The 13,552-nt window shown below is 72.5% G+C and carries 14 protein-coding genes and 1 tRNA gene; 7 read left to right on the top strand and 8 right to left on the bottom strand.

Going from position 1 to position 13,552, the window contains the following annotated elements; translation table 11 throughout:
- Positions 1–100: 100 nt before the first annotated feature.
- From ASC60_RS03150 to ASC60_RS03125, 6 genes are all read left to right on the top strand, one after another.
- Complete coding sequence (locus ASC60_RS03150; protein ID WP_055546381.1) at positions 101–532, top strand: hypothetical protein; 432 nt, start codon at positions 101–103, stop codon at positions 530–532.
- Between the two features lie 2 nt (positions 533–534).
- Positions 535–2,454 carry a PAS domain S-box protein gene (locus ASC60_RS03145; RefSeq protein ID WP_055546379.1) on the top strand — a complete coding sequence of 640 codons (1,920 nt, stop codon included), beginning with the start codon at positions 535–537 and terminating at the stop codon, positions 2,452–2,454.
- A complete protein-coding gene (locus ASC60_RS03140) occupies positions 2,451–3,128 on the top strand; it encodes a response regulator transcription factor (RefSeq protein ID WP_055546377.1) in 678 nt (225 codons plus the stop codon). Before ASC60_RS03145 ends, ASC60_RS03140 begins: the two co-directional genes overlap by 4 nt.
- 152 nt (positions 3,129–3,280) lie before the next feature.
- On the top strand, positions 3,281–3,970 hold the full coding sequence (locus ASC60_RS03135) for a response regulator transcription factor (protein WP_009716830.1): 690 nt from the start codon (positions 3,281–3,283) through the stop codon (positions 3,968–3,970).
- The gene (locus ASC60_RS03130; protein ID WP_159043195.1) at positions 3,967–5,610 is read left to right on the top strand and encodes a GAF domain-containing sensor histidine kinase; all 1,644 of its coding nucleotides are present in this window, start codon (positions 3,967–3,969) and stop codon (positions 5,608–5,610) included. The genes ASC60_RS03135 and ASC60_RS03130 overlap by 4 nt, the downstream gene beginning before the upstream one ends.
- A 67-nt stretch (positions 5,611–5,677) precedes the next feature.
- On the top strand, positions 5,678–6,478 hold the full coding sequence (locus ASC60_RS03125; RefSeq protein ID WP_234356751.1) for a polyprenyl synthetase family protein: 801 nt from the start codon (positions 5,678–5,680) through the stop codon (positions 6,476–6,478).
- A 67-nt stretch (positions 6,479–6,545) separates the two neighbouring features.
- On the opposite strand, the gene ASC60_RS03120 is transcribed toward ASC60_RS03125, so the two are convergent.
- From ASC60_RS03120 to ASC60_RS03110, 4 genes are all read right to left on the bottom strand, one after another.
- Positions 6,546–6,746 carry a hypothetical protein gene (locus ASC60_RS03120; protein ID WP_159043194.1) on the bottom strand — a complete coding sequence of 67 codons (201 nt, stop codon included), beginning with the start codon at positions 6,744–6,746 and terminating at the stop codon, positions 6,546–6,548.
- A gap of 65 nt (positions 6,747–6,811) precedes the next feature.
- A complete protein-coding gene (locus ASC60_RS03115) occupies positions 6,812–7,954 on the bottom strand; it encodes a glycosyl hydrolase family 8 (RefSeq protein ID WP_055546369.1) in 1,143 nt (380 codons plus the stop codon).
- Positions 7,955–8,006: 52 nt separating this feature from the next.
- Positions 8,007–8,177, bottom strand: coding sequence for a hypothetical protein (locus tag ASC60_RS42025; RefSeq protein ID WP_199830850.1), 171 nt, complete (start codon positions 8,175–8,177; stop codon positions 8,007–8,009).
- Positions 8,178–8,211: 34 nt separating this feature from the next.
- Positions 8,212–8,568 (bottom strand): PRC-barrel domain-containing protein, encoded by a 357-nt coding sequence (locus ASC60_RS03110; RefSeq protein ID WP_055547169.1) that lies wholly within the window; start codon positions 8,566–8,568, stop codon positions 8,212–8,214.
- 142 nt (positions 8,569–8,710) lie between these two features.
- Between ASC60_RS03110 and ASC60_RS42585 the strand changes: the two genes are divergently transcribed.
- Positions 8,711–8,878 (top strand): hypothetical protein, encoded by a 168-nt coding sequence (locus ASC60_RS42585; protein WP_055547167.1) that lies wholly within the window; start codon positions 8,711–8,713, stop codon positions 8,876–8,878.
- Positions 8,879–9,089: 211 nt separating this feature from the next.
- On the opposite strand, the gene ASC60_RS03100 is transcribed toward ASC60_RS42585, so the two are convergent.
- The 4 genes from ASC60_RS03100 to ASC60_RS03085 all read right to left on the bottom strand — a co-directional run bounded on the left by ASC60_RS03100 (position 9,090) and on the right by ASC60_RS03085 (position 13,515).
- Positions 9,090–9,929: an RNA polymerase sigma factor SigF gene (locus ASC60_RS03100; RefSeq protein ID WP_055547165.1), complete on the bottom strand. Its 840-nt coding sequence runs from the start codon at positions 9,927–9,929 to the stop codon at positions 9,090–9,092.
- Between the two features lie 509 nt (positions 9,930–10,438).
- Positions 10,439–10,512: transfer RNA gene (locus tag ASC60_RS03095), tRNA-Thr, on the bottom strand.
- Between the two features lie 96 nt (positions 10,513–10,608).
- Positions 10,609–12,153 (bottom strand): alpha/beta hydrolase, encoded by a 1,545-nt coding sequence (locus ASC60_RS03090; RefSeq protein ID WP_055546367.1) that lies wholly within the window; start codon positions 12,151–12,153, stop codon positions 10,609–10,611.
- A gap of 141 nt (positions 12,154–12,294) precedes the next feature.
- Positions 12,295–13,515, bottom strand: a complete 1,221-nt coding sequence (locus tag ASC60_RS03085; protein ID WP_055546365.1) for a DNA polymerase III subunit delta' — start codon at positions 13,513–13,515, stop codon at positions 12,295–12,297.
- Between the last annotated feature and the right edge of the window lie 37 nt (positions 13,516–13,552).

Raw genomic sequence — 13,552 nt, 5'->3', positions numbered from 1 at the left:
AGCGGGAACGTGGGCCGGCAGGTCCGTCCGGCCGCCTTCAGGGCCCTTGGGCCCACGTTCGCGATAGTCCGGAGATGTACCATGCGTCCTGGAGTGTCCTATGAGTATTATTTTCGGCCCCAACTCGCGAAGAGTCCTCCAGTTCCTGACCCATATCGAGGACCTCTCCCCCGAAGAAATCGACCGGGTGGCCGATCTGTGGAAGCAGACCTCCAGCCAGACCCGGGCCGAGGGGTGGGCGGAGGTCCACCGCACCACGACCGACGAGGAGCGGTACCGCATCCTCGTGGCCGCCGCCGTCGCGCGCCGCGCCGCCCTGGACGCGGCCCGTAACCACCGCCGTCACGACTGGGCCTTCTGGGCCGCGGTGTGGGACGCCGCGGCGGCGGTCGCCGTGTGCGATCGCATCGGAAGCCACTACACCGTGCTGGTCGCGCCGCTCGCCGCGGTCATGCCGTCGCTGGCGCACTGCCGGCGCGATGAACTCAGCACCCGCGAACTGCAGGGTGCCGTCCTCAAGGGAGGTGGGTAGCGATGGGTGACGACCGGATCGACGTTGTGGTGGCCGATGACGACCCGGCAGTCCGGGAAGCCCTCGCGGACCTCATCGACTCCCACCCCGACCTGGAACTCGTGGGGCTGGCCACCGACCACGAGCAGGCCGTGCACGAGGCGGTCGAACACCATCCCCGCGTCGTCGTAATGGACGTGCACATGCCAAAGGGCGACGCCCCGGGCAGTGTCCGTGCCATCCGTGACCAGGCCCCCGGCGCCCGCGTGGTCGCGCTGTCCGCCCACGGCGACCGCGAGACCGTCCTCAACATGCTCGCCGTCGGCGCCACCGGCTACCTGGTCAAGGGCACCCCCGCCGAGGAGATACTCGAGGCGATCAACCGGGCCGCCCGCGACCAGTTCTCCATGTCCGCCGACCTCCTCACCGACTGCGCGGAACCCCTGCGCCGCGCCGACCGCGCCGCCTGGCGCTTCGAGGACCTGGTGGGCGGCCGGCTGGAGGAGTCGTATCTGGACCTGCTCGGCCACGCCCCCTGCGGCGTGCTGGTCCTCGGCTCCCGCGGCCGGATCGAGTTCGCGAACGCACACGTACGGCACATGTTCGGCTACAGCTCGTCCGAGCTGCGCGACAAGCGGCTGCGGGACCTCGTCCCCGAGCGCTACCGCACCGCCTCCGAACAGCTCGTCGGCCGGGTGTTCAGCGCCCCGTCGGCGATGGCGGGCCGCCGCCGGGACGGCACCGAGTTCCCCGCCCAGTTCAGCGGCGGCCATCTGCAGGGAAAGCGGGCCCGCGGCGTCGTCTTCGTCGCCGACCTGAGCCAGCTGCGGGCCGCCGAGAGCCGGTTCCGCCAGCTCATCGAGTCCTCCCCGGACGCGATGATGATCGTGGACACCGCCGGGCGCATCCAGGCCGCCAACAACCGCACCGAAGCCCTCTTCGGCTACGACCGCGACCATCTCATCGGCCGCGCCGTCGAGGCGCTGCTGCCCGACCAGCCGCTGACCGTCTCGCTGCGCGAATGGGACGAGTCCGAGGAACCGCTCGGCCACAGCATGGAACTGGTCGGCCGGCGCAGTGACGCCAAGCAGTTCCCGGCCGACGTCAGCATCAGCCCGCTGCGCACCGAGGAGGGTCTGCTGACCGTCCTGACCGTCCGCGACATCACCGAGGTGCAGCGCGCCCAGTTCGTCCTGGAACGCAGCCTGGAGCTGCTGGAGGTCACCGACCGGGACCGGCAGGCCCTGCTCAGCCATCTCGTCCACGCCCAGGAGGCCGAGCGCGGGCGGATCGCCGCGGACATCCACGACGACACCATCCAGGTGATCACCGCGGCCAGCCTCCGGCTCCAGCAGCTGCGGCGGCGGCTGCGGGACCCGGAGGAGCAGCGGGTGATGGACAAGCTGGACGAGACCCTGAAGCTGTCGCTCAGCCGGCTGCGCCAGCTGATCTTCGACCTGCGTCCGTCCAGCCTGGAGCACGGCTGCCTGGCCGCCGCGCTGCGCGGACTGCTGGAGCAGATCCGCACCGAGACCGGCCTCACCTACCGGCTGGAGGACCGGCTCGCGGCCAAGCCGCCCGCCGAGACCATGGCGCTGATCTACCGCACCGCGCAGGAAGCCCTGATGAACGTGCGCAAGCACGCGCGGGCGAAGACGGTGCACGTCCAGCTGCTCGGGCTCGACGAGGGCTGTCTCGTACGGATCGTCGACGACGGCCAGGGCTACAACCCCCTTGAGGTCGAATCCCGTCCCGGCCACCTCGGGCTGTCCCTGATCCAGGAACGGGCCCAGATCGCGGGCGGCTGGTGCCGTATCGAGAGCGCCCCGGGCGCGGGCACCACCGTCGAGTTCTGGGTGCCGCTGAGCGATCCTCCGCCGATCCCGGCCCTCGGCGCGCCATCCCTCGGCTGCCCGTCCCCGGAAGGGGAACCGGAGCCGTGACCGCCCCGGCGGAGCTGACCAAGGTCCTGATCGTCGAGGACCACCGGGTGGTCGCCGAGGGACTGTGGGCGCTGCTGGCCGAGTACGCCGACCTGACCGTGGTCGGCTGGGCGGACTCGGTCGCCGAGACCGTGCCCATGGCCAAGGAGCTGTCACCCGATGTGGCCCTGGTCGACTTCCGGCTGCCCGACGGCACCGGGGCCGACGCGGCCGCGGGCATCCGGGCCCATGATCCCTCCACCGCGATCGTGATCCTCAGCGCCGACGCCAGCGACTCGGCGCTGCTGGCCGCGGTGGAGGCGGGCGCCTGCGGCTATCTGCTGAAGTCGGCGAGCGGCGACGAGATCGCCTCCGCCATCCGCTCCGCCGCCGAGGGCGAGACCCTGATCCCGGCCGGCACGCTGGTGGAGGTGCTGTCCCGGCACCGCGAGTCGGCGCGCTCGACCGCCGAGCAGACCGGGCGGCTGGAGAGCCTGACCCGGCGCGAGCAGGAAATCCTCACCCTGATGAGCCAGGGCCTGGACAACCGGGCCGTCGCTGAGCGCTTGCTCATCAGCTACGCGACCGTCCGCACCCATGTGCGCAAGATCCTGGAGAAGCTCGAGGTCCGCTCGCAGCTGGAGGCCGTCGCCAGGGCCACCGAATGGGGTTTCCGGCCCGTGGAACCGGAGTAGCGCCTCGGTCAACCGGGGGCGGACGAATGGGGGACGAAATCCCCCGGCAGTTGGAATTCCGGACGGCCCTCGCCGAGTTCCCTTCCCGTGCGCACAGCTGGACCTCCGTTCCGTCGTTCCGTCGCTCTCGTTCCCTGGGCAGGTGAGTCAACGTGGCGCTTCGCGTTCTGATCGCAGACGATCACGCGGTGGTCCGGCAGGGCCTGCGCATGATCCTCGGGCTCGACAACGAGATCAAGGTGGTCGGCGAGACGACCAACGGCCGGGAGGCCGTACGGCTGGCCCGCGAGCTGTGCCCCGACGTCGTCCTCATGGACCTGCTGATGCCCGTGATGGACGGGGTGTCGGCCACGGCGGAGATCCGCCAGGACATCCCCGAGGTCGAGGTGGTCGCGCTGACCAGCTCCCTCGACGACGCCATGGTGATGGGCGCGGTACGGGCCGGGGCGATCGGCTTCCTGCTGAAGAACGCCGAGGCCGACGACCTGAGGAACGCGGTGAAGGCCGCGGCCGCCGGCCAGATCCATGTCTCCCCCGCCGCGATCTCCCGGCTGATGGGCCAGGTCCGCGAGCCGAGCGGACCCGAACAGCTCACCGAGCGGGAGACCGAGGTGCTGACGATGCTGGCCCGCGGCAAGGCCAACAAGGAGATCGCCCGCGATCTGCGCATCGGCCAGCAGACCGTGAAGACGTACGTGAGTCACATCCTGACCAAACTCGGCGTGCACAGCCGGACCCAGGCGGCGGTGTACGCGGTGCAGTCGGGCCTGGTGCCGGCCGGTGAGCTGACCCCGCCCGAGGCACTGGAGTCCACGACGAGGGAGCAGTGGTGGTCGGCGTGATCGCTTTTGGGATACATGGGCACCGGTACGGGCACGGCTTCACACCGGTGAGGTGGCGGCGCCGTCGCACCGCGCTCGCCGAGGTGACCGAGCGGGTCCTCGTCGGCGAGCCGGGCGACGAGGTGCTGCGGCTGATCGCCCACCGGCTGCGCGAACTGCTGGGCGCCGACCTGGCGCGGATCATGGTGCTGGAGCCGGGCGACGTCCTGGCGGTACGGGCCACCGACGGCACCCCGGACGCCATCCCCCGCGGGCTGCTGACCCCGGGCGGGTCCGCCCCCGCCCGTAGGGCCATCCGCGCCGGACGCCCCACGGTCTCCGGGGGCGAACCCGAGCGCCCCAACCTCTTCGGCCTCTTCCGGCGGGTTCCGCACGACACGGCGCTGGCCTGCGTACTGGACGCGCCGCTGCTGGTGCGCGGCCAGACCGCGGGCGTGATCGAGGTGGCGACCCGGCGCGGCGGCCGACGGCTCACCCGGGCCGATGTGAAGACCGTCCGGATGTTCGCGGAGCCCGCCGGGCTCGCCGTGGCCCGGCTCCGCGGCCGCGAACAGCTGCGCCGGGTGGCCGCCACCGCCGCCGCGGCCGCCGGGCAGGGTTCCGTACGGCGCGCCCTGGACTCCCTGGCCGCGGCCGCGGTGGCCCGTACCACCGCCGCGAGCTGCACCGTCTACCTGCTGGAGCCCGGGCCGGGCGCCGTCCTGCGCATGGCGGGCGGCGGCCACGGGCACACCCCGCCGTCCCGTGGAACCGCGCTGGAGGCGATCGCGGGCGCCACGCCGGTGATCCGCCACGGCGGGACCGGGACGAGGGAGGCTCCGGCGCGGGGCGCGGTGGCCGCCTGGCCGCTGCTGCGCGGGACCACCGTCATCGGCGCGATGTGCTGCCACTTCCCGGCGGGCCGCCGCCCCGGCGAGACCGACATGGCCGTCCTGGAGGTCATCGCGGGCCACGCGGCGTGCGCCGTGGAGACCGACCGGCAGCGCGCGGCCGCCCGGGAGACGGCGGTACGGGAGGAGCGGCAGCGGGTCTCCCGGGAGCTGCACGACTCGGTCTCGCAGGCGCTGTACGGCATCGCGCTCGGCGCCCGTACCGCCCGTGAGCTGCTGGAACGCGATCTGGCCGAGCCGACCGGGGTGGTCGAGCTGGCGCAGCTCGCCGAGCCGATCGAGTACATCCGGCGGCTCGCGGACGTCGCGATCGCCGAGACCCGGACCCTGCTGTGCCAGCTGCGGCCCGAGTCGCTGGAGGCCGAGGGCCTGGTCGCCGCGCTCACCCAGCACGTGGAGACCCTGCGGGACCGGTACGGCATCACGGCCGAGGCGACGTTCGGGTCCGAGCCGGAGACCACGCCGGAGGCCAAGCACGCCCTGTACCGGATCGCGCAGGAGTCGCTGCACAACATCGCCAAGCACTCCCGGGCCCGGAACGTCACCCTCCACCTGCTCAGCGGCCCCGACACCGTCACGCTGACCGTGGCCGACGACGGCGTGGGCTTCGACTCCCAGGGCACGTTCCCCGGCCATCTGGGGCTGCTGTCCATGCACGAACGGGCCCGGGAGGTGGGCGGCACCCTGCTCGTGGACAGCCGCCCGGGGCAGGGAAGCCGGATCCGGGCCACGGTCCCGGCCGAGCCCTGAGCCGAACCCGAGCGACATATGAGACATTACTGCCCCTCCATGTCGAATCTGTGAAGGGAAACCCGGGGTGATCGTCGTCGGGAACCACACGCGGGAACCGGATCTGCGGGCCGCGCTGGCGGCGGTCGAGGACAGCCTCGTGGAGGCCACCCGCAGCGACGTGCCGTTCATCAGCGAGGCCGCCCGCCATCTCACCCGCCCGGGCGGCCGCCGGCTACGGCCGATGCTGGTGCTGCTGGCCGCCCGGTTCGGCGATCCGGACGCGCCGGGCGTGGTGCCCTCGGCGGTCGTCGTCGAACTGACCTATCTGGCGACGCGCTACCACGACGACGTACGGCACGAGCCGCACGCCTCGGTCGCCGTGCTCATCGGCGACTTCCTCTTCGCCCGGGCCTCGCGCCTGCTGGCCGGGCTGGGGCCACGGGCCGTACGGCTCCAGGCCGACGCGTTCAAGCGCCTGGTCAGCGGCCAGATCCTGGAGACGACCGGCCCCCGCGACGGCCACGACCCGGTCGCCCACCACCTGCGGACCCTGGCCGCCCGCGCCGGCGCCCTCACCGCCGTCTCCGGCCGCCTCGGCGCGCTGACCTCCGGCGCGGACGAGGAGACGGCGGACGCCCTCGCGGTGTACGGCGAGCGACTGGGCGTGGCCCGCCACCTCGCCGCCGAGTTGCGCTCCCCGGTCCAGGGCGCCCCCACGCTGCCGGTCCTCCTCTCCGGCGACCGGTCGGCCCCGGCCGTGGCCGAGGCCCGCCAGGAGGTGCACCGCCAATGCGCCGCGGCCCGCGAGGCCCTCACCGACCTCCCCGAAAGCCCGGCCCGCGAGGCCCTGGCGGAGCTGTGCGACACGGTGATCCAGGACGGCTGACCCACAGGAGCCGACACACGGCAAGCGCCCCACCGAGAACGGCCGACCTCCCAGGACCGCTGACGGCTCAGAACGGCCGCTCGCCCCGCGACAGCGCCTCCCCGAATCGCCGCAACCGCGCCAGCGCCCCGGGGTCCAGCGCCTCCCGCCGCCGTACCAGCGCCCGCGCGACGGCGCGCCGCGCCCCCGCGCCACGGCGCCGGCACTCGCCCGCGCCACCGCACCGGTACGCGCCCGCCCCCTCGCCCTGTCCCCTGTGCGTCTCCACCCCACGGAAACCCTCACCCCACGCCACCCGATTCCACCCCCGCCCCCGCGCCGCCGGGACAACCGCTACGGCGGCCACCAGTTGTTGCTGACCACCAGCATCGCCTGAAGCTGCACGCTCGCCGAGTAGTACCGGCCCGGTACCGGCGGCGACGCCGCCATCCACTCCCACAGCGCGTCCAGCCACTCCTGCCCGCCGCCACCCACCATCGCGGCCACCCCGAACGGGGCGACGAACGCCCCCGCCGCGCCCTCCCCGTACGCCGCGCCGTCCAGCCGGTACCCGCACCGGACGCGGCCCGGATCGCCGTGCGTCGCCGCACGCATCCACCGCCCCATCCGCCCGGCCACCGCCCGCGCCCGGGCGTCGCCGCTCACGACCGCGTCCACCCCGATCCGCCAGGGGACACGGCAGGCGTTCCAGTGGTGGTCACCGTCGTGCGCGCTCTCCAGCACCTGCCCCGGCGCGGGCTTCGGATCGGTCCTCGTATCCACCACGAAGTCCGGCAGCAGCCCGGTGTCCGGCGCGTACTGCCGCTGCAGCGCCCCCGCCAGCGACAGATGCGCGTCCAGCGCCTCGCCCCACCGAGGGTCCCCCGTCGCCGCCCGGAACGCCCTGAAGTGGCCGGGCATCCAGTCCGAGGTGCGGGAGACCTCGTCGAAGTGGCCCGATGACCAGTCGCCCAGCTTGATCGGCCCGCCCGCCGCGGGCAGTCCGGTCTCCCGGACGGCGTCGATCCGCCGTATCGCCCGCGCCAGGTAATCGCCACCCCACTGCCGGTCCGCGAGCAGCAGCCCGTACGCGATGTCCAGGTCACCGTCGGTCGCGGAATTCGCCCCTCCGACGTCCCGTCCCGCATCGTCCTGCTGGGCGGCGTGCAGATCGGGATGACCGGCGGACGGATGGTCGAGGACATACCGCAGGATTCCGTCGAAGACATCCCGCGCGTCGGGGTCGGCGCCCGCCATCAGCGCGCTGATCACCATGCCGTACCCCTGCGCCTCGGCGACGTACGGATACGCCGCGTCGGGGGCGTACACCGCGCACGAGCCATCGCTCCAGGACCGTACGAAATGGCTCTTCCACAGCAGGTAGTGCTCCAGCACCCGCCGGTCGGCCGCCGCCGGATCGCCGGAGGCCCGCAGGGTGCCGGGGGCGTACGGGAACGCATGGCCGCCGAACGGCACGGCAGGCCACCCCACCGTCATGACCCGGTCCTCATCGCCCGGTCCTCATCGCCCGGTCCTCATCGCCCGGTCCTCATCGCAGCGGCCGCCGCCGCGCCCGCCGCGACCAGTGCACGGCCAGGAAGATCACATCGGCCACGAACACCGCCACCCCGATGACCAGCAGGTATCCCAGCCCGTGCACCACCGTGCCGATGAGCCCGAGCACTATCGCCACGATCACGAAGAAGAGGAAGAGAGCCACCGCGCGACACCTCCCCGGCCCATCGGGCCAACCGTCAACGGCGGGCGAGCCGCCGCTGACCGCCCGCGCCCGCCTGGTACGCCTTGCCGTAGTACTGGAAGATCGCGCCCTCCTCCTCGGCGGGCAGCACATCGTCCACACCGAGCGACGGGGCCTTCTTCACCAGCGCCCGCGCGTACGACACCTTGACGTAGCCCGGTCCCACGATCGCGTCGTCCACGGGGACGAAAACCAGACGGTGCCGGGTGGGCATCCCGGTTCGGACCGTCGCCATCTGTGGCTCGTCGGTGGCCGTGGACACATAGACCGACTCCAGCGCGCCGATCTTGCGCCCTTCGTCGTCCACGACATCGCGGTCGCGCCACTCACGGATATCAGCCGGCTGAATCATGACCATCACCCTCCGCCCTGGCGGCCCTGGCCGCGCTGTACACCTCCAGGCTGCGCCTCGAGACGGTGTTCGACAACTGACCGAAATGATCAGGCGTGTGCCCTTGGCGGAGGGGTACTCGAAGCGTCGGAGGTTGATAATCATGGTCCCCCTTCTCGTGGTACTGCTTCTCGCGCTCCTTCTCTTCGGTGCCGGGTTCGCCCTGAAGGCACTGTGGTGGATCGCCGTGATCGTTCTAGCTGTCTGGCTCCTCGGATTCATCATCCGTCCCACGACGGGCGGCCGCCGAGGCCGCTGGTACCGCTGGTAGCACGGCCATAAGGAAAGAGTGGGGCCCGACCGGATTCCCGGTCGGGCCCCACTCGTACGTTCCTGCTCGTACGTTCCTGCTCGTAGGTTCCTGCTCGTAGGTTCCTGCTCGTACGCTGCTGAAAAACCAGGGCGGACATGCGCCGGGGCCGAGCCGCGAACGGCTCGGCCCTGATCAGTCGGCTTCAGTCGGCGCCCAGCGCCCAGGCCGGTCAGTCGGCCAGCAGACCACGCCGCAGCCGCGTCAGCGCCTTCGTGAGCAGCCGCGACACATGCATCTGGGACACACCCAGCTCGGCACCGATCTCGGACTGGGTCATCTCCTCGCCGAACCGCATCTGGAGGATGCGCCGGTCGCGCTCCCCCAGCTGCTCCATCAACGGCTTGAGAGCGTGCAGGTTCTCCACGACCTCCATCGCGGGGTCGACCTCACCGATCCGGTCCGCGTAGGTGGTGACGCGGGTCGTTCCGGTCTCGGGGTCGGCGGGCGCGTCCAGCGACGAGGTGCTGTAACCATTGCTGGCCACCAGCCCGTCGAGGACCTCCTCCTCGCTCAGGTTCAGATGCTCGGCCAACTCGGTCGTCGTCGGCGACCGGTCCAGCCGCTGGAACAGCTCCTCGTTCGCCTTGGCCAGATCGATCCGCAACTCCTGCAGCCGGCGCGGCACGTGCACCGCCCAGCTCGTGTCACGGAAGAACCGCTTGATCTCACCGACGATGTACGGAACGGCGAAGGTCGTGAACTCCACCTCGCGGGTCAGGTCGAACCGGTCGATCGCCTTGATCAGCCCGATCGTCCCGACCTGGACGACGTCCTCCATCTCCACCGAGCGATTACGGAACCGCCGGGCGGCATACCGCACCAGCGAAAGGTTGAGCTCGATCAGGGTGTTGCGCACGTACTGGTAGTCGTGCGTCCCCTCTTCCAATTCCGTCAGCCGGTCAAGGAAGACCTTGGTCAGCGCACGAGCGTCCTGTGGCGTCACCTTGGTCGGATCCGCCACGGCCGGCAGCCCGACTACCGCGCACGTCTGCTCAGCCTCCCCTGCCATCAGCTCCGACGAGTCCACGGTTGCCGTGCCGTTCACGACGCCCTCCCTGCCATCGGCTTGTTGCAGCTGAACGAGGAGCCGCCTACCCACCATTCACACCTCCATGCCTTTTTCTTCGAGCGCCGACGACGGCGCCGTGGCAGACCCGGGCAAACCGATCCCCAACCGACCTGGGCGCTTGACCCGTTGGCCCCCTCCGCGAAGCCCCCGCCCCACGGCCGACCACCGGCCCTCCCCAACTCGTCCACGACGGAGACCGGCTGGGGACATGAGGGCTGAACGGGTCCCCAGTTCAACGTGGTGGTGATCGCCGCGCCCCTGGTGGTGATCACCCTGCCTGTCGTGAAAGCGGCCAAGGCCGGATCGAGGGGCAGCCCCCTCGCCGCCAACGGACGCGCCCGCCGCTCCAGCGGCCGGGGCCGGGGCCGGAGGCGGCGGATCCTTCTGGCGCGTACACGGGACGCCCAGCAAAAAACCCAGGCCACACGAGGTGACCTGGGCTTCTGATGAGCCGCCTAAGGGAATCGAACCCTTGACCTACGCATTACGAGTGCGTCGCTCTGGCCGACTGAGCTAAGGCGGCATGCTGGTGTCGCCTGATCGGCAGCAGCAGCTTCGCCAAGTCTACACAGTCCCGGAGGGTGCTCCGTACGGGGTTCCGGGGCGGCGGACGGGGAGGTCAGGCGCAGCGGCGGTGGGCGGGGGCGGGGGGTCGGCCGGTGAGGAGGTAGGTGTTGATCGCGGTGTCGACGCAGCGGCTGCCACGCGCGTAGGCCGTGTGGCCGTCGCCGTCGTACGTGAGGAGGGTGGCGGAGGTGAGCTGGGAGGCGAGGGCGCGGGCCCAGCGGTACGGGGTGGCGGGGTCGCGGGTGGTGCCGACGACGACGATGGGGGCGGCGCCCTCGGCCCGGAGGGAGTGGGGGCGGCCGGTCGGGGGGACGGGCCAGTAGCCGCAGTTCAGGGCGGACCAGGCCAGCGACGTGCCGAAGACGGGGGATGCCTTCTCGAAGTCGGGGAGGGCGGCGCGGACCTCGGCGGGGGTGCGGAACGCGGGCGGGAGGTCGAGGCAGTTGACCGCCGGGTTGGCGTACATGAGGTTGGCGTAACGGCCGTCGGTGTCGCGCTCGTAGTAGAGGTCGGCGAGGTTCAGCAGGCCCTCGCCGTCGCCGCGCCGGGCCGCGCGGAGGGCGGTGCGCAGCTGGGGCCAGGCGCCCTCGTCGTACATCGCGGTGATCACGCCGATGGTGGCGAGGGATTCGGTCAGCGTCCGGGAGCCGCCGGTGGGGACGGGATGGGTGTCGATGCGACGGAAGAGGGCGCCGAGCCCCTTGCGGGCGGATCCCACGGTGCCGGTGCCGAGGGGGCAGCCGGAGCGGCGGAGACAGTCCCGGGCGAAGGCGGTGAAGGCGGTTTCGAAGCCGGCGGTCTGGTCGCGGTTCATGCGCCGGGAGGTCAGCGTGGGGTCGAGGGCGCCGTCGAGGACGAGGCGGCCGACGCGGGCGGGGTAGAGGTCGGCGTAGGTGGCGCCGAGGAAGGTGCCGTAGGAGGCGCCGACGTAGGCGAGTTCGCGGTCGCCGAGGGCGGCGCGCAGCAGGTCCATGTCGCGCGCCGCCTCGACGGTCGAGACATGACGGAGGACGCGGCCGGAGCGGGCCGCGCAGCCGCGCGCGAACGTCTTGTACGCGGCGACGAGCCGACGGGTCTCGGCGGAGTCGTCCGGGGTCTGGTCGGTCCGGGTGAAAGCGTCCATCTGCCGGTCGTTCAGGCAGGTGACGGGTTCGCTGCCGGCCACGCCGCGCGGGTCCATCGCGACCAGGTCGTACCGCGCGCGGACCGCCGCCGGATAGCCGATCGCCGCGAAGGTCTGCAGATAGCCGATCGCGGAGCCGCCCGGGCCGCCGGGGTTGACCAGGAGCGAGCCGATGCGGCGGGCGGGGCGGGCCGCCTTCTTCCGGGAGACCTCCAGCTTGAGGTCGCGGCCGGTACCGGGCTTGGCGTAGTCGAGCGGGGCCTTCAGCGTGGCGCAGTCGAAGCCCGCGCCGCCGGGGCACTTGTGCCAGCTCAGGGACTGGCCGTAGTACGGCTTGAGGGCGCTGGGGACGGCCGTCGGCATGGACGCGGCGCGCGGCGCCGAGGCTCCGGCGGTGCAGCCGGAGAACAGCAGGGCGGCGCCCGCGACGGCGACGCCGATGGTGGTGAGCGTGCTGCTGCGGCTGGTGGCCATCGGCGGATCCCTCGGGTCGCGGGCGCTGGCGAGGAGCCACCAGCGATACGGAGGGTATCCGCCCGACTACGCTCCATGCGCCGACCGGCTCACTCGTACGGATGAGGAAACCGGCCCGCGACCCGGGACGGGCCCCCGGGCTCAGCCCGCGCGCAGCGCCATGGTCATCGCCTCCACCGCCAGCAGCGGCGCCACATTGCGGTCCAGCGCCTCGCGGCAGGCCGAGACCGCCTCGATCCTGCGCAGCGTCCGCTCCGGCTTCGAACCGGCCGCGACCCGCTCCAGGGCGTCCCGGACGTCGGTGTTGGCGAGCGCGACCTGGGAGCCGAGCTGGAGGGCCAGCACATCCCGGTAGAAGCCCGTCAGCTCCGTCAGGGCCAGGTCGAGGGTGTCGCGCTGGGTGCGCGTCGCGCGGCGCTTCTGGCGGTCCTGGAGGTCCTTCATGGCCCCGGCCGTGCCGCGCGGCAGCCGCCCGCCCGTACCGGCGGCGGCGCCGAGCGCGGCACGCAGCTCCTCGGTCTCCTTGGCGTCGACCTCCTCCGCGACCTGCTTGGCGTCCTCGGCCGCCGCGTCGACCAGCTCCTGCGCCCCCTTCAGGCAGCCGCCCACATCGTCGATGCGCAGCGGGAGCTTCAGCACCGCCTTGCGGCGGGTCCGGGCCCGCTCGTCGGTGGCCAGCCGCCGGGCACGGCCGATGTGCCCCTGGGTGGCGCGGGCGGCGGAGGCGGCCAGCTCGGGGTCGATTCCGTCGCGGCGGACGAGGATGTCCGCGACGGCGTCCACCGGGGGCGTACGGAGGGTGAGGAGGCGGCAGCGGGAGCGGATGGTGGGCAGCACGTCCTCCAGAGAGGGGGCGCACAGCAGCCACACGGTGCGCGGCGCGGGCTCCTCAACGGCCTTCAGCAGCACGTTTCCCGCGCCCTCGGTGAGCCGGTCGGCGTCCTCCATGACGATCACCTGCCACCGGCCGCCCGCGGGCGAGAGCTGGGCGCGGCGGACGAGCTCGCGGGTCTCCTTGACGCCGATGGTGAGCATGTCCGTCCGCACCACCTCCACATCGGCGTGCGTACCGACCAGGGCGGTGTGGCAGCCGTCGCAGAAACCGCAGCCGGGGACGCTGCCGAGCGCCCGGTCGGGGCTCACGCACTGCAGCGCGGCGGCGAAGGCGCGGGCGGCGGTGGCCCGGCCGGAACCGGGCGGTCCGGTGAACAACCAGGCGTGCGTCATCTTCGACGACGCCATGGGCTCGGAGGCGGGCTCGGCCGACGCACCGGCCGTGACCAGCGCGTCCGCGTCACGCGCGGCAGCGGTCAGCTGGGCCGCTACGCGGTCCTGCCCGACCAGGTCGTCCCACACCGCCATGACTGCCTCCGTTCGTGCCCGACGCGTCCCATTGTGG

Origin of the sequence: Streptomyces sp. NBRC 110028 (assembly GCF_001417735.1) — a bacterium.
GTDB lineage: Bacteria > Actinomycetota > Actinomycetes > Streptomycetales > Streptomycetaceae > Streptomyces.
The sequence above is the reverse complement of the archived record's forward strand: the minus strand, read 5'-3'. Positions and strand labels throughout refer to the sequence as shown.

Bases quoted from the DNA above. Each gene is read 5' to 3' on its own strand.
- ASC60_RS03110 (WP_055547169.1), bottom strand. From the start codon at position 8,568: ATGATTCAGCCGGCTGATATCCGTGAGTGGCGCGACCGCGATGTCGTG.
- ASC60_RS03100 (WP_055547165.1), bottom strand. From the start codon at position 9,929: ATGGCAGGGGAGGCTGAGCAGACGTGCGCGGTAGTCGGGCTGCCGGCC.
- ASC60_RS03150 (WP_055546381.1), top strand. From the start codon at position 101: ATGAGTATTATTTTCGGCCCCAACTCGCGAAGAGTCCTCCAGTTCCTG.
- ASC60_RS03115 (WP_055546369.1), bottom strand. From the start codon at position 7,954: ATGACGGTGGGGTGGCCTGCCGTGCCGTTCGGCGGCCATGCGTTCCCG.
- ASC60_RS42585 (WP_055547167.1), top strand. From the start codon at position 8,711: ATGGTCCCCCTTCTCGTGGTACTGCTTCTCGCGCTCCTTCTCTTCGGT.
- ASC60_RS03145 (WP_055546379.1), top strand. From the start codon at position 535: ATGGGTGACGACCGGATCGACGTTGTGGTGGCCGATGACGACCCGGCA.
- ASC60_RS03090 (WP_055546367.1), bottom strand. From the start codon at position 12,153: ATGGCCACCAGCCGCAGCAGCACGCTCACCACCATCGGCGTCGCCGTC.
- ASC60_RS03085 (WP_055546365.1), bottom strand. From the start codon at position 13,515: ATGGCGGTGTGGGACGACCTGGTCGGGCAGGACCGCGTAGCGGCCCAG.